At 53.1% G+C, this 23,881-nt stretch carries 19 protein-coding genes; 4 read left to right on the top strand and 15 right to left on the bottom strand.

Annotation, left to right across the window (positions count from 1 at the left end):
- The gene (locus tag ACKI61_RS00095) at nt 1–1,320 is read right to left on the bottom strand and encodes an FISUMP domain-containing protein (protein ID WP_407455796.1); all 1,320 of its coding nucleotides are present in this window, start codon (nt 1,318–1,320) and stop codon (nt 1–3) included.
- An 85-nt stretch (nt 1,321–1,405) separates the two neighbouring features.
- Here ACKI61_RS00095 and pflA point away from each other — a divergent pair, with 85 nt between their 5' ends.
- Complete coding sequence (pflA, locus tag ACKI61_RS00090; protein ID WP_407455795.1) at nt 1,406–2,146, top strand: pyruvate formate-lyase-activating protein; 741 nt, start codon at nt 1,406–1,408, stop codon at nt 2,144–2,146.
- Between the two features lie 252 nt (nt 2,147–2,398).
- On the opposite strand, the gene ACKI61_RS00085 is transcribed toward pflA, so the two are convergent.
- On the bottom strand, nt 2,399–5,542 hold the full coding sequence (locus ACKI61_RS00085; protein ID WP_407455794.1) for a GH116 family glycosyl hydrolase: 3,144 nt from the start codon (nt 5,540–5,542) through the stop codon (nt 2,399–2,401).
- A gap of 209 nt (nt 5,543–5,751) precedes the next feature.
- Between ACKI61_RS00085 and ACKI61_RS00080 the strand changes: the two genes are divergently transcribed.
- The 3 genes from ACKI61_RS00080 to ACKI61_RS00070 are packed head-to-tail and all read left to right on the top strand — an operon-like array spanning nt 5,752 to nt 8,589.
- Nucleotides 5,752–6,786 (top strand): hypothetical protein, encoded by a 1,035-nt coding sequence (locus ACKI61_RS00080; RefSeq protein ID WP_407455793.1) that lies wholly within the window; start codon nt 5,752–5,754, stop codon nt 6,784–6,786.
- A gap of 1 nt (nt 6,787) precedes the next feature.
- The gene (locus ACKI61_RS00075) at nt 6,788–7,249 is read left to right on the top strand and encodes a hypothetical protein (protein WP_407455792.1); all 462 of its coding nucleotides are present in this window, start codon (nt 6,788–6,790) and stop codon (nt 7,247–7,249) included.
- Nucleotides 7,250–7,260: 11 nt separating this feature from the next.
- Nucleotides 7,261–8,589: an FISUMP domain-containing protein gene (locus ACKI61_RS00070; protein ID WP_407455791.1), complete on the top strand. Its 1,329-nt coding sequence runs from the start codon at nt 7,261–7,263 to the stop codon at nt 8,587–8,589.
- Between the two features lie 70 nt (nt 8,590–8,659).
- Here the strand turns inward: ACKI61_RS00070 and ACKI61_RS00065 are convergent, their stop codons facing one another.
- From ACKI61_RS00065 to ACKI61_RS00005, 13 genes are read right to left on the bottom strand one after another with little or no spacing between them, the layout of a single operon-like run.
- Complete coding sequence (locus tag ACKI61_RS00065; protein ID WP_407455790.1) at nt 8,660–10,456, bottom strand: FISUMP domain-containing protein; 1,797 nt, start codon at nt 10,454–10,456, stop codon at nt 8,660–8,662.
- Nucleotides 10,457–10,498: 42 nt separating this feature from the next.
- Complete coding sequence (locus ACKI61_RS00060; RefSeq protein WP_407455789.1) at nt 10,499–11,932, bottom strand: NADH-quinone oxidoreductase subunit N; 1,434 nt, start codon at nt 11,930–11,932, stop codon at nt 10,499–10,501.
- A 5-nt stretch (nt 11,933–11,937) separates the two neighbouring features.
- Complete coding sequence (locus ACKI61_RS00055) at nt 11,938–13,449, bottom strand: NuoM family protein (RefSeq protein ID WP_407455788.1); 1,512 nt, start codon at nt 13,447–13,449, stop codon at nt 11,938–11,940.
- A 19-nt stretch (nt 13,450–13,468) separates the two neighbouring features.
- Nucleotides 13,469–15,424 carry an NADH-quinone oxidoreductase subunit L gene (nuoL, locus tag ACKI61_RS00050; protein WP_407455787.1) on the bottom strand — a complete coding sequence of 652 codons (1,956 nt, stop codon included), beginning with the start codon at nt 15,422–15,424 and terminating at the stop codon, nt 13,469–13,471.
- Complete coding sequence (nuoK, locus tag ACKI61_RS00045) at nt 15,417–15,722, bottom strand: NADH-quinone oxidoreductase subunit NuoK (RefSeq protein ID WP_072798596.1); 306 nt, start codon at nt 15,720–15,722, stop codon at nt 15,417–15,419. The genes nuoL and nuoK overlap by 8 nt, the downstream gene beginning before the upstream one ends.
- Nucleotides 15,719–16,300 (bottom strand): NADH-quinone oxidoreductase subunit J, encoded by a 582-nt coding sequence (locus ACKI61_RS00040; RefSeq protein WP_407455786.1) that lies wholly within the window; start codon nt 16,298–16,300, stop codon nt 15,719–15,721. The genes nuoK and ACKI61_RS00040 overlap by 4 nt, the downstream gene beginning before the upstream one ends.
- On the bottom strand, nt 16,300–16,773 hold the full coding sequence (locus tag ACKI61_RS00035) for a 4Fe-4S binding protein (RefSeq protein ID WP_407455785.1): 474 nt from the start codon (nt 16,771–16,773) through the stop codon (nt 16,300–16,302). Before ACKI61_RS00035 ends, ACKI61_RS00040 begins: the two co-directional genes overlap by 1 nt.
- Before the next feature lies 1 nt (nt 16,774).
- Nucleotides 16,775–17,893, bottom strand: coding sequence for a complex I subunit 1/NuoH family protein (locus tag ACKI61_RS00030; RefSeq protein WP_407455784.1), 1,119 nt, complete (start codon nt 17,891–17,893; stop codon nt 16,775–16,777).
- Nucleotides 17,894–17,896: 3 nt separating this feature from the next.
- Nucleotides 17,897–19,036, bottom strand: a complete 1,140-nt coding sequence (locus tag ACKI61_RS00025) for an NADH-quinone oxidoreductase subunit D (RefSeq protein WP_407455783.1) — start codon at nt 19,034–19,036, stop codon at nt 17,897–17,899.
- A complete protein-coding gene (gene nuoB / locus ACKI61_RS00020) occupies nt 19,036–20,295 on the bottom strand; it encodes an NADH-quinone oxidoreductase subunit NuoB (protein WP_407455782.1) in 1,260 nt (419 codons plus the stop codon). Before nuoB ends, ACKI61_RS00025 begins: the two co-directional genes overlap by 1 nt.
- A gap of 4 nt (nt 20,296–20,299) precedes the next feature.
- Nucleotides 20,300–20,680 carry an NADH-quinone oxidoreductase subunit A gene (locus ACKI61_RS00015; protein WP_072978267.1) on the bottom strand — a complete coding sequence of 127 codons (381 nt, stop codon included), beginning with the start codon at nt 20,678–20,680 and terminating at the stop codon, nt 20,300–20,302.
- A 27-nt stretch (nt 20,681–20,707) separates the two neighbouring features.
- Nucleotides 20,708–21,301, bottom strand: a complete 594-nt coding sequence (locus ACKI61_RS00010) for a hypothetical protein (RefSeq protein WP_407455781.1) — start codon at nt 21,299–21,301, stop codon at nt 20,708–20,710.
- Nucleotides 21,298–23,445 carry a RelA/SpoT family protein gene (locus ACKI61_RS00005; RefSeq protein WP_407455780.1) on the bottom strand — a complete coding sequence of 716 codons (2,148 nt, stop codon included), beginning with the start codon at nt 23,443–23,445 and terminating at the stop codon, nt 21,298–21,300. Before ACKI61_RS00005 ends, ACKI61_RS00010 begins: the two co-directional genes overlap by 4 nt.
- Nucleotides 23,446–23,881: the final 436 nt, after the last annotated feature.

Genomic DNA, 23,881 nt, shown 5'->3' with positions numbered 1-23,881 from the left:
TTAACGGCCGGCTGCAGAATCAGCTCCAGACTGGTTGGCTGTTGCTGCGGCGCTGTCCGCTCCCGCGCTGTCTGCAGGGGCTACTTCGGTGCTGTCGGAGTTCACTGGCGCGGGCTCTTCGTCTCGGCCCATGATGCAGCGGACGAAATGGTAGTCCTCGCGGCACAGCATCGCTTCGCAGTAGTCGGTGCCGCCAAAGCGGTAGTGCCTCAGCTGCTTGACTTCCACGTTGCCTTCTTCGTCCGGCCAAAGGGGAACTTCCTTGGAGTCCTTGGTCCAGTACGAACCGAAGGCGTATGTTTCGCCGGTTTCTTCGGTGCATTCGCTGCCATAGTAGTGGCGCGTCAAGGTGGAAATGTTGAGCCCCGTGGCGTTGGTGGGGTAGAAGAATACCTCTGTATCGGTGGAGTAGTCCTTGGAACCGCTCAGTTTGCCGATGGTCTGTATGGAATAAAGGGGCCTGCGGTAGGCAGAAGAGAACAGGTCGTCGTAAGAAGCCGACTCGGGAAGTTCCATCTTCAGTTTTTCAAGTTCGGCCGCCTTCGGAAGTCGCCAGCCGTCCGGGCAAATCTTGTCGAGATCTGATTCGGGATATTCGAGGCCTGCATCCGAAGGAATCTTCAACTTGGGCGAAGCGGGATCCGTAAAGGGGCGGCTCCCCGGAGTCTTGTAGCGCAAATCTTGAGCCATCCAGATGTTGTCACCCACGTCGACGGTCCTGTACTTTTGTCCATCGCGTTCGTCTGTGACCTGGCCAATTCTCGGCTTGCGCGGCAGCTTGGGGAATCCCCAGAACTTGACCAGGGCGACGCATACGTTCGGGTAAAGCTTTCCCGGATAAATGTCGTCGATTTCGATGATGATCTTGAGCACGTTCTTGAGCGGCTTTTCAAAAAGGATGATGTCGGCGTGGGGCTTCTTGTATCCGTGCCACTTCGGCTTGGCAAGCGTCGCCACCTTGACCAGGTTGTCCGTAGTGTTCAGGTAAATCTTGATGGTCTTTGCAAGGCTGTTGTTCACATAAGATGCCGAGTCGCGCATGAACCCGTTGAACAGGGTAATCTCGTCGAGCCGCTGGGCTTCTACCAAAAATTCCAGGGTAATGGGCTTGTCGTTGTACTTTGCGCCCCAGACCTGGTAGAACGGGTGCACATAGTTCTTCATGACCATGTTTTCTGGGCGGAAATTGTTCTGGCCTACATCAGGTAAGGTTGCTGAAGCTTTGATGCCGTTGATGGGGATAGATGTAATTGCATGCGAGAGAGCCACCCCCAAAAAAAGGAGTACAATCCACACCAATTTTACAGAAAATAATTTCACTCGACACAATATATGTTTTTTTGGGACTATGTGATGGGTTCCAGTGTAAAATTTTAATAGTTCGAATGGTTATATTTGCAGGCGTATGACTCTAGGACGCATCAACAAACTTGAAACATTTGGTTCGGTCGACGGTCCCGGCGTGCGCTTCGTCGTGTTCACGCAGGGCTGCCCCATGCGCTGCCTGTTCTGCCACAACCCCGAAACCTGGGACTTCAAGGGCGACAAGGATGGCGCGTTCGACATTTCGGCCGAAGACCTTCTCAAGAAGGCGCTCCGCTACCAGAGCTACTGGGGCCGCGATGGCGGCATCACCGTGAGTGGCGGCGAACCCCTGATGCAGATGGATTTTCTTATTGAGTTTTTTGAACTGGCGAAGGCTGCGGGCGTGAACACTTGTATCGACACCTCCGGAGTCAACTTTGTCCGTAGCGAACCCTACTTTGGCAAGTTTCAGCGGCTCATGAAGTCGACAGACCTGCTGCTGGTAGATCTCAAGATCATCGATCCCGAAGAGCATAAAAAGTTGACGGGGCACGGCATCGAACATAACCTGGACATGTTCCGCTACCTTGACGAAATTGAAAAGCCTATCTGGATTCGCCACGTGCTAGTGCCTGGCATCAGCGACAACGACGAATACCTTCACCGTGCCCGGGATTTTATCGACACGCTGCACAACGTCCAGAAGGTCGAAGTGCTGCCGTACCATTCGCTCGCTACGGCAAAATACCAGCAGATGGGCATAGACTACGCCCTCAAGGAGACCAAGTCGCCTACGCCGGAACGGATCGCAAATGCGAGAGCGATTCTGTCTATAGACTAGAAACTCCATTTATCCGTGATGAAATGCACTAGAAACCATGCTTTTGAATGAATTTTGCCCCTCTTGCTATGGTAGGGGCTTTTCTGTATACAAAAATAGGTGCCCCGAGCGGGACACCTGTTTTGCTATATCCGGAAAAACGGGGCTTATTAGTATAACGTAGGCGAAAGAGGTAAGTCGTTGAGCGAACATTCGTTGGCCAAAGGCCAAGGCCATGTGAGCGAGACGAGCTCACCTCTGGAGCGGAGCATACTAATAAAGCAGAGCGAACACCATTCCCGGCCTAAAGTACTTACCGGCGGTGTACTTGAGCGCCGTGCTGTGGAGCAGCATGAATAGCGCGCTTGCTTCAACCTTATTGGCCTTCGCGACGCTACTGAATGCCTTCGTAAAGGCGGGCAGGTTGCGGGGGAGCTTCGGGCTGATGCGGGAATCTGCAAGCAGGGCGCCCTTCTTCAGGAGTTCCTTATGCATTTTCTCGGCGGCGGTGGCGCTGAGGCCGAAGGCCTTCACGAGAGCTTCCGGGTGCAGGCGGCAGGAACCGTTGAATCCTTCCGGTGCGGCGAACGGGATGCGGGCTTCTTCGTAGAGGTTGCGGATCATGGAATCGCCCATGTCGGCAGCCTGCTTCTCGAGGCCGTGGTGCATCATGGCGCACATGATGCTATACTGGATGCCGATCCACACGTCGTGAGCCTGGAAGTTGAATTCGTCGAGCGGGGAGCCGTCCTTACGTACAAGGTTTGCGGCACCGATGAGCGGGCTGTTGGCCTTGTAGTTCGTGTTGAAAACGCGCAGCAGGTTCGCCTTCGCCTTCTTCTCGTCGCTGATGGGCTTGAGGCCGAGCAGGCGGAGGTACGTGTCGGCGAGCATCGTGTCGGCGAATACGTCATCGCAGTCGTTTGCAATCTTTGCGTTCCAGCTGGCGGTGAATGCGTCCTTGCACTGGGCGGTGAGCCATGCCTTCTTGAGGCCGCGGAGTTCGTTCTTCGAAAGTTCCACGTCGCTCGGGATTTCGCCGGAGTTGAGCCATTCGTTGATGGTCTTGAGGGCTGCCTTCATGTTGGTGCCTTCGATGACGAGCGTTTCCTTGATGGCGTCGGCCAGCTGCGGGAGCTTGTCTGCAACCACATCCTTCGCTTCCATCGGGGTCACGAAGAAGTGGTAGTAGCCTTCGGCTTCGTCCCACAAAGCTTCATCGAATTCCTTATTGGCGGCATCGGCCTTCGCGTTCCAGGTGTCGGCCTGTGCCTTGTCGCCGAGGAGTTCGGCAATCTTTGCCGCAGCGCGGAGGCCTGCAATCCAGAGGCTACCGCAGTACACGGAAATGCCGTGGCTGGAGAGGTTGTCGAAGGTGTCGTCGGTACCGTGGGTGAGCGGGAAGTTTTCGCCGACCTTCACCATCTTTTCGAGGTACTGCATGGCGGCGTAAACGGCTTCCTTGCAGTCCTGCAAGTTCTGCTTGTCCTGCGTCTTCACGTAGTGGCGGAGCACCATCAGCACGTACTTCGGAGCGAGATCCTTCCATTCCTTCACGTTGTGCCAGTCGTAGGCATCGGGTTCAGCGTCGAAGGGACTTCCCAGGTCGTGAATCACGGCACCACGAACGGCGCGCGGGCCTTCCAGCTTCGGGTCCGGGAGGTCGGCGTAGGGGAGGTTCACATATTCGTGGTGGCGGCGGCGGTTGTTGTTTACGGCGAGAATGGCGTCGCCGAAGCGCTTCATCACTACGCCGTCGAGGCGCGGCATCAGGGCCATCAGGCTGAAGCTTCCGTAGAAGTAAACGTCCAGGGAGTTGAAGAACGGATAGTCAGCGCATTCGCGAACCAAGAAACGGTCGTCCTTGTCCCACACGGTGGCTTCGGCGAGGAAGCTGAGGGTGTTGATAGCGAGGCTCTTGAATTCGGCCTGCTTGGCGGCGGTCTTGTAGAGCTTTGCTACGGCCTTCTTCGGCACGAGTGCTTCGAATGCCTTGAGGCGAGCGTCAAAGTTCTTGTCTGCGGCGAGGGCTTCTTCTAGGATAGCGCCCACACGGCCATAAGCTTCGGGGAAGAATGCGGTGTACTTTTTGGCAGAAGTAAGCTTGTTCAGCTTGATTTCGGGGAAATCCAGCACCAGGTTGAACTGGAAGCTGACCTTCTGCTTCGGCTTCAAAACGGCAGTCACGGCGACGGCGCCTGCAATCGTTTCACGACCGCTGTAAACGTTCTTGACCCAAGAGCCTGCAACGCGACCGCTCTGGAGAGCGCCCTTCAGCACAGAGGCTGCATCGTCTTGGTAGAACATGGGCTTCACGGAAACGTTCAGGTTATCCTTCTTGTTCCAGGCGACGGACACGCCCATGCAACCGTTGAAGTCGCTTTCGGCCAGCGGCTTTTCGTTGTAGAATTCAATACCGCGCACAGAGCGGCCATCCTTGAGTTCCTTGTCAAACTGCACGCCCTTCGGGAAACGAGCAGACGGCACCAGCACAAAACTGGAGTCCTGAACGCCCTGGCGGTCCTTCTTGGCCATGTAACCCGTGATGCTGTCCTGAATCTGGACAATCGTCACTTCGCGGGTTTCCTTGGTGGTATTTTCGATGGTGAACACGGTAGCGTTCACCGGGAGGCTAGAGAGGCGTTCGTCATCCGGAGTCACGTAGCTGGACTGGGTTTTGGTGATCTGCACGCCCTTGCCTTCGTACTTGGTTTCGCTCACCGGATAGAGGGCGGCGTACTGCATCTTGGCGGCGTCGTAACCCGGCTGACCCAGGAATTCGGAGTCGTTTGCCCAGGCGGCGGTGAGGGCGCCTTCGCGGGCTGCCTTTTCGCCAATCATGCCATCGAAGAAGTCGATAAGCACGGCGCGGTTGATGGCGGCGGTGTCTTTGCCTGCAGAGATCAAAGCCTGGGTGCGGTCGCTGAACTGGATGTGCCAGCGTTCAAAGGCGGCCTTGTTCGTTGCCAAAAGAGTCTTGTCGGCAAGTGCCTTGTTGAGCTTGGCTTCTGCCTTCTTCTGGTCCTTCATGTCGGCATCGCCGAAAACGCGCGCGCCGTTTGCATCGAGGAGCGGGAAGTTGTTGTTGTAGATGCCGAATGCGGCGAAGTTGCCAATCACAAGGGGAGCCTTTGCGCTTAAGACCGCTTCCTTGAAGAAGAAGTTGTTGAAGCGGAGGTCAGCGGGCTTTTCGGTGCGGACCTGCACGCCAGGCATCACGTTCATCACGGGAGTGGTGCCCGCAGGCGTTGCGGTGAATGTGGAGCCGATACCGCCGACAGCAATACCCGTGGTAGAAGGGGTCGTAGAAAGCGGGGTGTACCAGGGCTGGATAAATTCCACGGCGAGGCCCGGGGTCATCAGCTTCTGGACGGAACCGGCCTGTTTTGCGCCGGCGAGGTAATCTTTGATGCTCATAGTAGGTTCCATGAATTAAGGTTTATTTCCGGGGTAAAAATTACAAATTAAACGCGAAAAAGATGCGTTGAAGGAACAAAATGTGTATACAAAATGGATTCCGTTCCTAGAACGCTTGAAAAAGGCGACGAAATGCAAAATAGAACGCTCCAAAAAGTTGGCAATCGAATTTGAATAAAGTATATTTTTCTTTGAAAAAGGAGGATCTTATGAAGAAAGTTCTCATATTTATCATGGTCGCAGCTATGGCTCTGTTTGCCGCCGAAAAGGTTTATCTTGCTCCGGTGGGCCTTACGGGCATGCACGAAGACTATGCCGTGGCATCGTCCAAGCTGATGAAGGCATACATTGAAGATGATGGCCGTTATATATTGGTGGTGGGTACAGCCGAAGATGGAGTCAAGGCCGACAATCAGGCAGCCGTTCGTCAGAAGGCTACAGAAAAGGGATGCTCCAAGTACATTATTGCTGAATTCACCCGTCTTGGCGAAAATGTCATCATGTCCTTCAAACTGTACGATGTCGGTTCCGAAGCCCCGATTTGGGATGACCGTTTGAAGGCCCGCAACCCCGACGACTTCGATCCGATTATCCAGCGCGTGGCCCGCAACATCGGTACAAAAAATAAGGCTGTCGACGATTCCGACATCTACAGCGTGACCGAACAGGAAACGAAGACTCCCAAGCGCAAGGGTGTCAACGCCTACATCGGTATGTCCGTGGGTGGTCTCATGGCGACCCAGCCCGATGTGGAAGTCTACGCAGGACTTGACTTCTGGCTGCTTTATGACGCGCAGGTCATCTTCTTCGGTATTGACTGGGATATGTACGGCCTGGGTGACGACGCTCCTATCGACTACATGGATTTCGCCATTTCTGCCTACTACCCGTTTGGAACGAGGGCTATCACTCCGTTTGTTGGTGGTGGCCTTGCTTACAGCAAGACGGAATACTACAGCGATATTCCGAAGGAGTACCGGAGCGGTTACAATTCCTACTATTATTATGACGATGATGAATATGACGATGAAAGCGCCGGTTTGACGGGCTTTATCGGCGGTGGCGTGATGTTCAACCGTTCCAGCCGCGTGATGTTCATCGCACAGGTGAAGTACATGCTCAACTTCTACAGGAACGACATCTATGAGACCAAGAAGAAAGACGATGGCTATGTCGATATCGTTTCCAAGCATCATGCCGTCCAAGGTCTCGTGTTCAATGTAGGTATCGGCTACGGGTTCTAATATGCTTGCCCAGCGAATTTACCGTGTAGCGGCGCTCGCCCTGGTGACGGCGTTGCTTTCGGGCTGCTACTTTGGACGCACCGCGATTAGGACGTCAGACGGTGGAAGTTATGACATCTATGCCGATGGACGCTATATTTGTTCTGCCGACGATGATTGCTCTGTCACGACGCGTGGTGCCATGGGAAAAACCTTGTTCGAAGCCCAGAAAGGCGAGACTGTGGTGGGGCAGGATGTTGTGTCGCGTGAAGTAACGGCTGCAACCTTCCTTTGGATGCCCTTTACCTATTTTCTGTCGCTTTTTCTGTATCAGGCATACCCTGATGAAATCGTCATTCCGGTTGACCCGAGCAAGGCTCCTGCAGGAAGTTCCTGGGGCGTAAATTCGGCTTCGGCATCATCGGCTACTTCGGAATCAGCAAATACGACGGGCGGAAGTGTCTGGGATAAACCAATCTATTGATGGAGCCTACGATGAAGTCTATATGGAGTCTCCTGTTAGCATCTGCGGCCTTGCTTGCATCGGCCTGTACTGAAGGAGATGAAGAAGTGGTCAAGAGTATTTCCGATTATGAACTGAACGGGATGACCATCAAGAATGGAATCTATACCGATAAGCGAAATGATCGCGAATACCGGATTACGAAAATCAACAAGCCTCTGTCATTGGCTAGTGATAATTTTAGCCTGTGGTTTGCAGAAAATCTGGATTATGTTGATTCTACACTAGAAAAATCTTCTTGGTGTTATGAAAACAGTAAGGATAGCTGCAAGGTTTACGGTCGACTCTATACTTGGGAGGCTGCCCAGAAGGCTTGCCCGGAAGGTTGGCATTTGCCCACTCATGAAGAGTGGAATGAGCTTTACCAGGCTGTTAGTGACAGAATTGAACCTGCCGGAACCAAACTGAAAACCATTGACCATTGGCAGAATGCAGAATCTATTTTGCAGGGATCAAACCGTTATGGTTTTTATGGACTCCCTGCTGGCCGAAAGAATGTGGAAGGCGGGTGGCTTCCTACGGGCAAGTTCGCTTATTTTTGGTCAAGTTCGGCTTTTTCAGAGGATGCTGCCTATGGTTGGCAGTTGACTTATGAAACGGATATGTTCAACTATGGGGAATATTATAAAGGCCATGGCATGTCTGTGCGTTGCATGGCGAATTATCCCTCTTCGTGGAATTACAACGATATTCACATCGAAGGAGACTTTGATTCGACTTTCCTGGATGAAATCCCGCTTCATACGGGCACATTGAAGTATGATGGCCAGACTTATAAAACGGTGGAAATCCGGGGCACAACCTACATGGCCGAAAATATGAATTACGAAACAGGAAACAGCTGGTGCTATAACAATAGTGCGGATTCCTGCAAAAAGTATGGCCGCCTTTACGACAAGGAAACTGCTGCAAAGGTATGCCCTGAAGGCTGGAAACTGATGACGATTGACGTTTCTGATGATGTAGATACTAGCGAACGTGCGGCCATATTGCGTATGATGGGAACCTCACAAGCCTTCTATGATTATACCGCTGAAGAAACCAAGTCCATAGAAGGCTGGGTAAAGGAACCGGGCAACAATTTGTCTGGCTTTAATCTGCTCCCCGCTGGTGGCTATGATATTGGCTCCGAATCGTTCTTTGATGTGGGCTATACGGCCTATCTGTGGGTGAATCGCGAAGGTTCTGCAAAAGGCGCGAACGATATTGTTTCGGTGGCTCTGCGGTATTTTGACGTGAACTTTAATCTGGCCGAAAACGGCGAAGATTTTGCCTACGCTGTCCGCTGCATGAAAGAATAATTAGAAGAGTAATTAAACAACAAACGCCTCGTTTATACGAGGCGTTTTTCTTATTTGTAGCCAGCTCGGTCTAGGGACTTGTGTCTTTAATGCAACGTACGGATTCCATTCCTTTGGCAAAGTCTTCTGAAAGGCCATTTAGGAATACGTTGTTGTTGGTAAGTTCCCAACCGCTAAACGTGATGATGAAGGATGTTGGCCTTAAGGTTCCGTTTATGCTCCAAAATTTGGTGTATGCATTCAATCCTTTATAGAGTCCTTCGGAATTCTTGCTACCGCCAGGTAGAGCAGCGAAACCGAATATATCCGTCCCATAATTGTCTGTCACAAGCCAATCAGATGGACTCCTTAGGCCGTTGGAAGGGGAGTCGTCCTTATTGTAATTTTCGGTGACATAGGTAACAAGCTCCTTGAATTCGAGTGAGTCTGGTAAATGCCATCCATCGGGGCAAATTCCTTGGACAGGAGCCTCTTGACCTCCACAGAGGTTGTGCTCGTATTTGTCAAGACATTCTTCGTTGGTTTTACCTATGGCGACATACCAAGGGTATAGTCGTCCGTATGTTTGACAGTTTTCTTCTTTTTGAGCATAGCATTCGCTATGGGGTGCTTCATAATTGAGATTTTCTGCCATCCAGATTTGATTGCCAATTTGAACGGTCTTGTAATTTTTACCATCACGATTGTCGTACAAGTTTTCATAAGTTCCGTTGTATTCTGAAGGCGGAAATGTGATGGGTTCCGGTGAAGGATCCATATTTTCGATGTTTTCTATACAGCGGATGTTGAATGCACTATTAAATACGTCAAATATTTTTACATCGTAATGGGGTTCGATATGAAGTGTTAGAAGACTGTCGGTGCCTAATAGTGCCACCCATCTTTGTGTTTCGCTTTTAAGTCCGTTCTCGGTTCTTTTGGATTGCATACCACTAGCAAGGAGTGAAAAACCGGATGTGTTGTAGGTTCCGTCCATGACGGAGTAGATTCCATTGGAAACGGCGTCGTATGTCCAACCGGCTAGACTTTGCCTCTTTGATATGCGTGCGGCAAGTGGCGTGGTAAAATCATTGTTGCTTGAAACGCTTGTATAGTCCAGAAGTTCTTTAAATTCCTTACTTGTGGGAATATGGAAGCCTTCAGGACAAATGCCCTGGCGCATTCCTATGGAGTCGGGACATTGACTTGGATCGTCGCAGTCTTGAAGTCGCATCGCGTCTTTCCAAGTATAATATCTGCCGATAGCCCCGCATCCTTTGTCGACGAAACGAATGCTGCTGTCCATCACATCGGTCTTTTCGCTATTTTGGTAGTAGTTTAAATTCTGAGCCATCCAATTTTGGTTGCCGATACGGATAGTTTTGTATTTTTGACCATCACGTTTATCGGTGATTGTTCCGTAAGTCAAAATAGGGTTCAGATACTCCCAGGCATCCTCTGTGGGGCATTCCTCTACATATTCCGCAGGTTGGGATTTAGACGACGAACTGGGGTAAGTGTAGGATACAAAAACTCCATTATGGCATATAGCGAGTCCTATGTCTAAAACATGCCGAATCGTGCCTTCGGCTGAGTCTGCGCATTTCTCTTTTGAAATACGGATTGATGAAGAACTTGATCCCGTCTCGTTGCTTGAAGAGCTATTCTTGGAATCATTGGAGTAGTCGCTTTTCTGGCTGCTGCTGGATTTTTTAGAAGAACTGGAGCTAGAAAAGCCTTTTCCCGAGGAACTCCATTCAGAAGAACAGGAAGAACTCGATGAATCTTCGTTGAAAAGTTCATCGGCTCCCGAACTGCCTGTTCCATCACAAGCTACCAAATAAAATGCGGTCGCAAGAAAAAGTGCGGAAAAAACACTTTTTTTCATCAAAAACTCCTAATCGCCCCCAAAATAGACGCTGGATTCTTACTAGAACGTGAAGCCTGCAAAGATGTTGTCGCTCAGGAACGGTAGTACACCCAGCGCAATCACCGCGACCGTCAAGAGAATGATCACGCCGCGCTGACGCTTTGTCATGCGCAGCGGATTCAGGTGTTCATCGGTCTCGTCGATCCAGGCGCTCTTGATGAGCTGCAAGTAGTAGAACAGCGCAAGCACGTTGTTCAGCACGGCAAAGGCGACAATCGCGTAATGCCCAGTGGAGGCTCCGCTGTAGAACAGGTGGAACTTACCGAAGAACCCTGCAAGGGGCGGGATGCCTGCCAAGCTGAACATGGCAACGGCGAGGGCTATTGCCAAAGACGGCTTCTGCTTCGAAAGCCCGCGCAGGGAATCGAAGGTCTCTTCGCGGTGATGCCCGATGATGCCGAACACGAAGAAGGCGAGGTAGTTCGAGACGGCGTAAACGAACAGATAGTAGATGATAGCTGTCTTTGCGATGGTTGTAGGGCCAAGGAGCGCAATCATGATGTAGCCTGCCTGCGCAATGGAACTGTAGGCCATGAAGCGGCGGAGTCTGCTCTGCTTTAAGGCGCCTAGGTTGCCGACAAAGAGCGTGAGTCCCGCAAGAAGTGCGATGAAGGGAGCAATCTGTTCCTGGATGGGAGCGAGAGGCCCGTAGATGAGGACCACGAGGAACGCGATGGCAGTAGCCTTCGAGGTTACCGAGAGCACGGCCGTCACGGGCGTGGGGGCGCCTTCGTAGACATCGGGTGCCCATGTATAGAACGGGAACAGCGTGAGCTTGAAACCGATTCCTGCAAACAGGAAAAGAACTGCGATCCAGAGCAGCGGGCTTGCGCCGCTAGCGACGGCGTCGTGGATTGCATCAAAGTGGATGGAACCTGCAAAGCCGTACAGGTAGCTGAAACCGAAGAGCTCGAAGGCCGTTGCGACCGAGCCCATCAGAATGTACTTGGTGGCAGCTTCGGAACCATACTGGTCTTGCTTATTCCAGGCCGCAAGTGCGTACATCGGAATCGTCGCGATTTCAAGCCCGAGGAAGAAGGTGAGCAGATCGCAGGCTGAGACGACGGTAAAGCCGCCGAAGGTCGCGAAGGCGATGGCTCCGATGAATTCTGCAATCTGGTGCATGGCGGGCTTTCCGCCACCACCGTGTTCGAAGTAGTCCTTGGCAAGCCAAATTCCCAAGATGGCAGAAACCATCAGCACTTCGCGCATCAAGACGCCGAAGTCGTCGATGTGCCAGTTACTAATGAAGAACCGTCCCGTGCCGCTCGCGAGCGGGATGAAGTTGAGCAGTACAAAGATCAGGATGAACCCGATGTTTGCAATGCGCCAGGGGGCCTTTGAACGGTCGGTGCAGAAGAGCCTGCTCCCGATGACGATAAACGGGAACAAGAGTAGGAGCAGGTCGGGGAAAATAAAGTTGGGTAAATACATAGTCGTTACAGGGCTGAATTAATCTTTGCAAAAATCGGGGCGATGCTCTGGTCGAGCATGTCGGCTATCCATCCGGGGAATACACCAATCAAGAGAAGGCAGAACACCAGTACCACAACCACGATCTTTTCGCGGATGCAGGCGTCGGTAAGCGTTTCGTATTTGGCGGGCATGTTGCCGTGCAGCATGCGGTTCGCCGTCTGCAGAATGTAGACGGCCGTCGTCGTAATCGAAAGGATGGCGAGCACCGTGACAATACGGGTAATCGTCGATTCCTGCTGGAAGGCGCCGATGAAGATGTTGCTTTCGGCAATGAATCCGCTAAAGCCTGGGAGGCCAAGACCTGCAAAGCCAGCAATCACAAATCCAACGCCGAGGAACGGGAGCTTCCTCATGATGCCGCCCATCTCGGTGATGTCGCGGGTGTGGGTGCGTTCGTAGATCATGCCAATGGTCGCAAAGAAGAGTCCCGTCAAGAAACCGTGAGAAATCATCTGGAGCGATGCTCCGCGGAGTCCTACCGGAGTCATGGCGGCAAGTCCCAAGAAGATAAGTCCCAGGTGGCTAATGGAACTGTAGGCGGTGATGTACTTGAGATCCTTGTGACGCAGTGCGATGAAGGGGCCGAGCACCACGTTGAAAATCAGGAGTGCCACTACATACGGGAGCCAAATCTTGGCAGCTTCGGGCATTAAGAACATGGCAACGCGCAGGCATCCGTATGCACCCATCTTCATCATCACGCCGGCGGCAAGCATCGAGACTGCCGTCGGTGCGGCGGAGTGGCCGTCCGGACTCCAGAAATGGAACGGGAACAAGGAACTTGAAACCGCAAAGCCCATGAACATGAGCGGGAACGCCCACATCTGGAAATCCATCGGGAGCGTCACCTTGGAAAGTTCTATGAGGTTCCAGCTGCCGGTTCCGCTTTCGAAGTAGAGCCCAAAGAGTGTTGCCAAAATCATGGAAGAGCCGAAGGCAAGCGTTAACGTCAGCTTTTTACCGCCGTAGTCCTTGCGGCCGGAACCATAGCCTGCAATCATCAGATACATGCAGAGCGCTTCCATTTCGTAGAATACGAAGAACAGCACCAGGTCCATGCTCATGAACACGCCGTAGACGCTCGTGGCCAAGAGCTGGATGAGGGCGAAGAACACCTTCTGGTTCCCCTTGATATTCCAGCTGACCAGAATGCCTCCCCAGACGATAACCGCGGTGAGGAACAGCAGGAACATGTTGAGCCCATCGGCGCCAACGGCGTAGTGCGCGTTGAACGTATGGATCCAGGGAATGTCCATGTAGTAGTGGAGCAGGAGCGGTGCCGATTCCTTGGCGGCGCTCTCGATGCCGAGCGTGTAGAGACGGTAGGTGAGGTATCCGACGAGCAGGAGCACCAAGGTGCCCGACGCCGCGTGGATTGTCTTGAGAAGCGATTGGCGTTTTCCGTCGATGGGCGCACAAACAAGCACCGTAATCAGCGGAATGATCCAGATTAAGTTGAAAAGCAAAGTATCCATAATCAAAATGCCTCAGGGATTAAAAGGGAAGTTGCCCCAGGAAGCGCCAAAGCAGAACGCCTACGAGGAGTGTACCCAAATAGAAGGTGAGGTTTCCGCCCTGTGCGTAGCGCACCAGGTCGCCCAGCTTGTGGATGAACCAGACGCAGAACGCGAGGATGCCTTCGATAATGTAATCTTGGATGAACCTTGCCACGCGGGCGATTCCGCCAATGACGAACTGGCGCACCACGGCGTAGTACATTTCATCGAAATAGAACTTGTGGTAGACCACCTTGTAAAGGCCGCAACGGTTCGATTCATCGAGCGCGCGTTCCACTTTAGCCTTGGGGCTTGCGTAGAAGAACCAAGCAATCAGCAGTGCCACGACTGCGACGGCGACTGCTGCATAGGGAATCCATTCCGCATGCGGAAGCTGCATGAGCTGCGGCACGCGAAGCTTGCCGGGCACAAAGTAGTGCTCGAAGATTCCCTTGCCCAAAATACCGCTCAGGAGCGCCGGAACTGCAAGGATCACGATCGGGAGCGTCATGAAGAAATCTTCGTGGACATGTCCCTGCTCCACGGATTTGCAGCGCGGTGCACCATGGAAGGCGAGGAAGAACAGACGGAACATGTAGAAGGTCGTGAGTCCGCTCGTAAGGAGCGCAAGGCCGAATACGACATAGTGGTGTCCCTGGAAGGCCGCCAGGATGATTTCGTCCTTCGAGAAGAAGCCGGAGAACGGGGGAATACCCGAAATCGCAAGCACGCAAATGAGGGCGCTCCAATAGGTGAGCGGCATCTTCTTGCGGAGCCCTCCCATGGCATCCAGGTCGTTGGTGTGCACCTGATGAATGAGGCTACCCGCAATCAGGAACAGGGCGCACTTGAAGAATGCGTGGGTGAAAATGTGGAATGTAGAAGCGGTCCAGCCGGTGGTGATGACCGCATCGCCAATCTTGCAGGCACCGAGGGCAAACATCATGTAGCCCAGCTGTGAAAGCGTCGAGTAGGCAAGGATGCGCTTGATGTCTTTCTGCGTGCAGGCGATGACTGCCGCAAAGACCATCGTGAAGGCGCCCACCACGAGGATGATGTCGAGCGTTTCGCCGCAGACGGCAAAGAACGGGAAGAGCCTTGCGGCAAGGTAAACGCCTGCGACCACCATCGTTGCGCTGTGGATGATCGAAGATACCGGAGTCGGACCTTCCATCGCGTTCGGAAGCCAAATGTGCATCGGGAACATGGCCGACTTGCCCCAGCCGCCGGTAAAGATGAGGATGGAACCGAGAATCAGGGCGTCCGCCTTGGAGACGACCATCAGGCCTAAGTCGATGGTTTCCTTCTTGAATACGGAAAGCGTAAGGCCGTTCAGCGCGAAGAAGTCGAAACTCTGCACCACGTAACTCACGATCACGATGCCGAGCAAGAAGAAGCTGTCGGCAAAACGCGTTAAGATGAACGCCTGTTTCGATGCGCTCACCGCAGACGGCTTATGGTACCAGAAACCGATCAGCAGGTAGCTGGATACACCCACGAGTTCCCAGAAAATAAACATCTGGAAAATGTTCGTTGCGGCGACGAGTCCCAGCATGCTGAAGCTGAACAGCGAAAGGAGCGAGAAGAACCTGCCGGCAGACCGGTCGCCCTTCATGTAGCCGATGCTGTAGATGTTCACCAGGAACGAAATCACCGTAACGACCACGAGCATCATCACCGAGAGCGGGTCAATCAGTAGCCCGATGTTCGCGTTGAAGTTTTCGCCGAACTTGAGGAAGGGGATGTCGAACATGATCCCTTTCTGCGGAGCGAAGGAGGAACTAAAGTAGTGGACCGCGACAATCAGCGCAGACACCATGGCGATTCCGTTACCGATGACGGCGAAGGCGGATGCAGCCTTGTCGGACTTGCGGCCGAGAAAGAGCCCGTTTACCGCGAATACGAGTAGCGGCATCAAGAAAATCAAGTAGCTGATGGAAACGTCGTTAATCATGGAGGTCCCTCAACTGTTCTACGTCCAGACTCTTATAGCGGCGGTACATCGACACGATGATGGCAAGGGCAATCGCCATTTCGCAGGCGGTCACCGCAATCACGAAGATGCTGAAGAGCGCACCTGCGGTAGAGTCCTTTGCGCTAAAGTAGGCAAAAGAGATAAAGTTGATGTTCGCTGCGTTCAGCATGAGCTCGATCGAAATCAGCATGCCGATCAGGTGGCGACGGCGCATCAGGCCCCACACGCCAATGCCGAACAGCAGGAATGCGAGAATCAGGCAATTCATCAGAGTCATTTTTCTTCGTCCTCCTTGCCTTTACGGGCGATGGTGATGGCGCAGATCAGCGTCATCAGGAGAAGGATACTTACCACTTCGAATGGAATCACGAATCCGTCGGGTCCGTAGCCCAGGAGCCTAAGGGCGAACGCCTTGAGAGAGGCGTAACCTTCGGGAGCGACTACGGCGCCACTCGAAAGACCTTCGACGGGGAGCAGGCACTTGACCATCACCAGGACAAAGATAATCGACAGCGCAAATGCCGCAAAAATCCTCGGCATCTTGACCGCGAAGGCGTCTTCGCCGAGGTGACTTGTGAGAAGAATGGTGAATACCACGAAAATCACGACGCCGCCCACATAGACCATTACCTGGGCAAGCGCAGTGAATTCGGCGTGCAGCAGCAAGTAAAGAATGGCGGTTCCTACAAAGGAGAATATCAGGAACACGGCACTCTGCAGAATGTTCTTGACGGCGACCGTGCAGACGGCGGTTACGAGGATAATAAAGGCTACCAGATAGAACGCCAAGTCCATTCCACCCATCGGGAAGGCGACATTCTGCGGAATAAGCCCTGCTAACAGATTCTGGATCATTAGCCTTGGCCCTCCTTCTTGTTGAGAATCATTTCGAGCGAAGCAGGATCGGTCGTTGCGACTTCGAACGCCTGGCTCATGCGGATGGCCCCGAACGGGCAGGCTTCCACGCAGAGCCCGCACTGGGTGCAGCTCGCAAAGTGGTAGACGTAACGGCCGAGCACCTTTTTGCCCGCGATGTTCTTGGTCGAAAGCACGTTAATCGATGCGTTCGGGCAGGCGCGTTCGCACATGCCGCAGGCGGTGCAGTGGTTGTTTCCGTCGGCGTCTTCGATCATCTCGAGGCGTCCGCGGTAGCGCTCGTGCATCTTGAGCGTCTTCTTGTTTTCGGGGTATTGTTCCGTAACAATGCGCCGCGGGTCAAAAAAGTACTTTAACGACACGGATAAACCGCAGATCAGGCTCCACGGACCCGTGATGCAGCGCTTCAGGTAGCGCTTGATGTATCGACGTGTAGAAATTCGTTCTTGCATATTAGACCAAAATCATGTAAACTGCGCCGGCGGTGAGAATCACCAGGTTCACCGGCAAAAGGAATTTCCATTCAAAGTCCATGAGCTGGTCCACGCGGGGGCGCACAAAGGTCCAGCGGACCATCATGTAGCACCAGATCATGAAGTAAATCTTTGCAAAGAACCACACGAAGCCAGGAACCATCTGCAGGTAGGTGTCGATTGCTTCGACTCCGATGCAGGGCGCGTGGAATCCACCCAGGAAGCAGGTGGCGGCAAGAGCCGAGTTCGTGACCAGGGCGATGTATTCGGCCAGGTAGAACATGGCAAACGGGGTGCCGTTGTATTCGGTGTGGTAGCCGCCGGTGAGTTCCTGTTCCGCTTCGGCGATGTCGAAGGGGGCGCGGTTCATTTCGGCGGTAGAAGAGATGAAGAACAGGATAAAGGCGATGAAGCCGATGACCGGAATCTTGAAGATAAACCAGTCGAGAACGGTGCCGGACTGACTCATGGTAATGTCCATCAGGTTCGTGGAACCCGAAACCATCACGACGAACAGGAGAATCATCGCAAACGAAATTTCGTAGCTAATCATCTGGGCGCCGCTGCGCAGCGCACCGAGCAGGGAATACTTGTTGTTGCTGCTCCAGCCGCCGAGCAAAATGCCAAGCACTCCGAATCCGTTCACGGCAATGATCATCGGGATGCCCATGTCGATATCGGCGACCACCAGGTTCTTGTCGAAGGGAATCAGGGCACAGACGATGAACGGAGCGATGAGCACAATCATCGGTGCCACATAGAACATCAGCTTGTCGGCGCCGCTCGGGGAATAGACTTCCTTGAAGAGCATCTTGATCACGTCGGCGATGGTCTGAAGCGTACCGTGCCAGCCGAGACGCATGGGGCCCAGGCGGCATTGCACGTGGGCGCACACCTTGCGTTCCATGTAGATAAGGATCGGAGCCGAACCGATGTTCACCGCGCAAACGGCCACGATGCAAATCAAGGCGTTCACGAGGAATGCGGTGATGCTATCGAGAGTTGCATTGTGCAAGGCATCCGGCAAGTATGCCGTGAGTTTAGGAACCCAGCTGCGAACAAAGTCGCCAATCGGATGTGTTACAGATGGTACAAACATAAATTACCTGTCAATCTCTGGAATCACGGGGTCAAGCGTTGCCATAATGGTCACGAGGTCGGAAATCTTGTGACCCTGCGCCATCTTATTGAGGGCGGCAATGTGCGGGAAACTGGGCCCACGTGTGTGGATGCGGTAAGGCTTTTCGCCTGTGGTGGCTGCAACCACGTAGGTGGCGTACAGGCCCTTGGCGGTTTCGATTTCGCTGTAGTAGCGACCCACGGGCAGACGCACGGGCTTTTCCTTGCTGCGCCAGGGGCCTTCCTTTGGGAACTTTTCGATGCACTGGTACAGAATTCGCATGGACTCGTGGATTTCGGCGATGCGGACTGTGTAACGGTCGTAGCAGTCGCCGGTGTAGGTCACGGGCACATCGAATTGCAGCTGGTCGTAGATGCTGTAGGGGTTTGCCTTGCGGACATCGAAGTCGACGCCGCTGGCGCGGAGCACCGGGCCGGAGCATCCGTAGGCGATGGCGTCTTCGGCAGAAAGGATGCCGATGCCCTTGCTGCGTTCCAGCACGATGACATTCTTGGAAAGGAACCTTTCGTAGTCCTTCATGGCGCCTTCCAGGTGCTTGAGGAACGCCTTCACGCGGTCGATGAAGTTTTCAGGAACATCATAGCGGCTGCCACCCGGTCTAAAGAAGTTGGTGGTGAGGCGAGACCCGGTGACCTCTTCCAGAATGTCATGGATCATTTCGCGTTCCTTGAAGCCAAACAGCAAGCAGGTTTGGCCGCCCAAATCGCCGCCGAAGCAGCCGAAGAACACCAGGTGGCTCGCGATACGTCCTAGCTCCGAAAGCATCACGCGGATGTATTCGGCTTTTTCGGTAACGCCTACGTTCATGCCTTTTTCAAGTGCAATCACGACCCCCAGGTTGTTTTGTATTGCCGTCAAGTAGTCCTGGCGGTCAGACATCGCAATGTACTGCAGGTAGCTCATGGACTCTGCCTGCTTTTCCATGCCGCGGTGAATGTAGCCAAAGTGGGGGACCACTTCAACAATTGTTTCGCCGTCCATGCGGAGTGCAAGTCGCAAAGCACCGTGGGTACTGGGGTGCTGCGGACCCATGTTGATGAAAAATTCTTCGGTATTGGTATCGCGGGTAATCTTAAATCCCGGGGGAAGTCTCGTTGCCATTATACGGGCCTCCTGATGATTTCGGGATGGGTAAAGTCTTTACGCAAGGGGTAACCTACAAAGTCCTTGTCCAAGAAGATGCGGCGCAGGTCGGGGTGACCCACGAAGTCAATGCCGAACATGTCGTAGACTTCGCGTTCCTTGACTTCGGCACCTGGGTACAGGTGGCTGATCGTCGGAACTTTGCCGAGGAGCGCTGTCGGGCGCTTGTCTTCGGGAATGTCAAAATCTTTCTTGATCTGCACGCAGAAGAACACCTTGTGCCCGATTTCGGTGCTGCGGAGCATGGTCACCATGTCGAAGTGATCGTCGTAGTCGATTGCGGTTACGTCGATCAGGTAGTTCATCTTGAACTCGGGATCATTCTTCACGTATTCTACGGCGGCCACGTAGTCTTCGACGCTGATCATCACTTCGAGGGGACGGTCGGCAGGCATAGCGGCGACGACATCTTCTATAGGGTCTTCGCTGTGCGTGTGCACGGTGATGTCTGGGAACTTCGCCTTGAGCTTTTTGTAGATGTCGAGCTGGCTTAAGCCGAAACGCTTGCAGGCGACTCGTTCCACTTCGGGGAAGTCTTCCTTCTTTACGCGCACGGGCTTGAAGCTGCTCTTATAGTCGGGATTTTCTTCCTTGAACTTCGCGCGGGCTTCGGCCATTTCCTCGTCCTTGATGCGTTCAAGGGCGGCCCATGCCTTTGCGGCTTCGCGGTAGCGGTCCATCGTGGACACGTTGCGGATTTCGCCTTCGTGCCAAGGGGCGCGGCAGGTTTCTTTCAAAATCTTTTCGCGGAGCGTGAGTAGACCGTGGAACAGTGCTTCTGGGCGAGGCGGGCAACCGGGAACGAATACGTCCACCGGAATCAGGTTCTGCGCCCCGCGCACCACAGCGTAGTTGTCGTAAATGAAGGGGCCTCCGCTGATGGTGCAGGCGCCCATCGCAAGCACGTACTTGGGACCAGGCATCTGTTCCCAGAGCATCTGCAGTGCGGGCGCCATACGGCGGGTAATGGTTCCTGCGATAATGAAAAGGTCCGCCTGGCGGGGCGAAGCGCGGAACACTTCGGAACCAAAGCGAGCAATATCGTAGCGCGCCATGGAGCTACTCATCATTTCGATGGCGCAGCAGCTGGTGCCGTAAGTAAGGGGCCAAATAGAGTTGGCGCGAGCCCAGTTGACAACGTAGTCAATCGCGTTGACGACATACTTGCCGCCCGGGATAGGATCTAAAATCTTAGGAGCTAGGTTTATAATTCCCATAGGGTTATTCCCACTTAAGGATTCCTTTCTTCCATGCGTAGGCAAGGCCCGAAACGAGGATTGCCATGAAAATCACAAGGTCAATGACTACGACTTGAGGAGGTAGCGGCGTGTTGCCTGCCATAATCTCCTTGAAGTTTGCCATGACCGGGAACAAGAACAGCGCTTCGATGTCGAAAACGAGGAACAGCAGTGCGAACAGGTAGTAACCTACCTTGAACTGGATTCGTGCGTTTCCGATGGTTTCCATACCGCATTCGTAGGGTGCCATCTTGTTTTTGGTGTTCTTGGTGCGGTAACCGAGCAGAAGCCCCGTGACGGTGGCCGCTGCCGCGATAAACGCGCCCAGGAAAAGGAAGATTGAAAGTATAATGTACTCTGACATTTCTTGTGTCTCTTGTCTTTCTCTCGTTTAGTAGAAGTTCTGTAGCTCTTGAACCGTTCCGAAAAGGTTGTTGCCGATCTGGAATCGGTCAAGCACGTGCTTGAGCAAGTCCTTGAACTCGTCAAGCGTTGCCGCGTTCATTTCGTTCAGTTTTTCCTGAATGGTGTTCACGTAACCTGACGCTACCGGCTTGGTTTTCAGGTCCTGTATTTCGCCTGCCCAGCGCTGTAGCATCTGGTCGGTTTCGATTCGGGCAATCACGTAGCGTGTGGTAGATAGTAGCTCTTGCAAAAAGTGAACCAAGAAGATTTCTTCTTGCAATATACCCCAGCGCTTGTCCTTGGAATACATTGCCTTGTTTTCGGCCTTGCCATAGAAAATAGCCGCCTGCGCGTATTCCAGGCAGGTCATGATGAGCCTTTCGTAGCGCTTGATTTCCTTGCTCAGGTTTTGGAACCAGATGGTGTCGGCGGCCGGGTTGTGCTCGCGGCGTTCGGCGACTTCGTTCGGGAAAATGGCCCTGAATGCGTAATACACCTCTTCGTAGTAACGGTTGCGCATGCGGCAGTTGAATGCGCGGTTTTTCAGGGTGTAGTCGCTGTGGTGGAGCTTGGAAATCATGATTTAACCACCTGTTTTACGCCGGGAATGTTCTTGATTGCGTTGATGATGGTGTCAACCTGTTCCTTGCGGAAGGCCTTGAACACCAGGCGGATTCGACCCGAATAATGCTTGCTCGCCGAGGTGACCCTTTCCAGGAACACGTTCGCGCGCTTGAGTTCCTGCAACACATCGAAAGTGATGTTCTTGCGGTTCTCGGTCTCGATGGTGAGGTGCGCTTCGAAGGAGTGCTTGATGTCTTCGCTCCATTCGACTGCGATATGCTGGTCTTCCGGGAGGTTCTTTAGCTGCGGACAGTCCGTCGTGTGGACCTCGATGCCAATCTTTGGGCGGAGGATTCCCACAATCGGGTCGCCGGGAATCGGTGCGCAGCACTTGGCGAATTGCACCACGAGACTGGTTTCTTGGCCAATCTGCAGCGGCATTTCGTCGCGGCGGTCCGCCTTCAGGTCCTTGTTGAACTTCGGGAAAAACCTAAGCGTCGAGGATTCCTTCTGCGTGGTTTCGCCACCGTTCAAGAAACGCTGGATGTCCGCCAGCGGCAGTTCGCCCTGGCCCATGCGTTCGTAGAAATCGTCGATGGTGGGGGTGCCAAAGTATTTGCAAATGGATTCTTCGGTCGGCCTCTTGTCCTTTTCGATTTTTTGCAGGCGCAGTTCGCGGTCCCAGATTTCCTTGCCAAGGCTGAGCGACTGCTTCATGATGCTGCTCTTCATCCAGCGGCGCAGTTCCTGCTTTGCCTTGACGGTCTTGACCATTTCGAGCCATTCGGGGCTCGGTTCCTGGTTCGGGCTCTTAAGTACCTGAATAGTGGCTCCATGCTCTACGACCGTATCGAGGTTCACCACCTCGTCGTTGATGCGGGCGCCAATGCAGTGCAGGCCCAGCTCGGTGTGGACGGCAAAGGCGAAGTCCAAGACGATGGAACCCTGCGGAAGTTCGATGGAGGTCCCCTTGGGAGTGAATACCGTCATACCCGACGGCTTCAGGTCCACTTTCAAGAAGTCGAGATATTCCTTGGAGTCCGAAATTTCGGACTGGAGCTTGACCATGTGGTTCAGCCAGGCGAGTTCCTCGCCTTCGTGCTGGGTTTCGAGCTTGTAGGCCCAGTGGGCGGCGAATCCCTTTTCGGCGGTCAGGTCCATGTCCTTGGTGCGGATTTGGATTTCGACCATCTTGTTTTCGGGGCCGATGACCGTGGTGTGGATACTTTGGTAAAGGTTCGGCTTCGGGGTCGCGATGTAGTCCTTGAAGCGGCTCTGCAGCGGAGTCCACAGGTTGTGGACATAACCCAGCGCCAGGTAGCATTCGGGAATGGTCTCTACGATGATGCGGATGGCGAAGATGTCGAAAATGTCTTCGAACTGGCACCCTCGGCTAATCATCTTGTTGTAGATGCTGTAAATGTTCTTGGTGCGCCCCTGGATGGTGCAATCGAAGTCTTCGAGAGCCATCTTGATCTGCAACGGTCCTATCACCGACTGGATGTACTTTTCGCGGGACTCCTTGTTCTCGATAAGGAGATCCACCAGCTTTTGGTACTCGTCGGGGTTCACATACTTGAAACTAAGGTCTTCAAGCTCGTTTTTAAGCTTGTAGAGGCCGAAACGGTGCGTGAGCGGAATGTAGATGTCAAGCGTTTCCTGCGCAATGGCTTGCCGTTTTTCGGGCTTCATGTAGCGCATGGTGCGCATGTTGTGGATGCGGTCCGCAATCTTGATCATGATGACCCGCGGATCTTTCGCCATGGCGGTGATCAACTTGCGGTAGGTTTCCGCCTTCTGGGCGGTCTTGCTTGATTCCTGGGCGGCGGTAATCTTTGTGACGGCATCGACCATGAAGGCCGTGTCTTCACCAAACTTCTGGGCGATTTCTTCGAGCGAGTGGTCGGTGTCTTCGACGACGTCGTGGAGTAGCCCTGCAAGGACCGTGGACTGGTCCTGTTTTAAGTCGGCAAGAATTTTTGCGACTTCGTAGGGGTGCTCGGTATAGGGCATGCCGCTTTTGCGGTACTGGCCTTCGTGAGCCTCTGCGATGAAGTTAACAGCCTGGGAAAGAATCCCGCGATCCAGCTTGGGATTCTTCTTTAAAAGCGAATCAACAATATGCTCTTGATTCGATGTCAGGCTTACTGGTTCCATCATTATAAATAATATCTAAAAATTCGATAGCTGGAGTGCCTAATTTTGCGAAATAAGCGAAAAATAAGGCTTTTTTATAGTTTGGTTGTTGTTTTCTTGAACAACACTTTGTTTTTCCTAAGTATCCGGTTTTTATCTGAAAAAAATTATTTTACTTGTAGGCAAAAGCCTAAGGCTAGGGAGTGGTTTGGAAAATCTTAATCGTAAGGAGTTGTCAGGGGGTTGGGTACAACAGCGATTAAGACCCTAGCCCCGACTTAGGTCGGGAAAAGCCGTGTCCGACTTGCGGGACACGGCTTTTTTTGTATACAGAAAACCACCCGCTAGGCGGGTGGTTCCAAAGAGCCTACGGCTTTACATCCTTGTGGAAAGCAGAAATCCTTTGATTAAATTTGCCACGCGGTCTGACCACCTGCATAACAAATAACCAAAGGATTTT

The sequence above is a fragment of the Fibrobacter sp. genome (genome assembly GCF_045601785.1).
GTDB lineage: Bacteria > Fibrobacterota > Fibrobacteria > Fibrobacterales > Fibrobacteraceae > Fibrobacter.
This window is presented reverse-complemented; position numbering and strand designations above follow the sequence as displayed.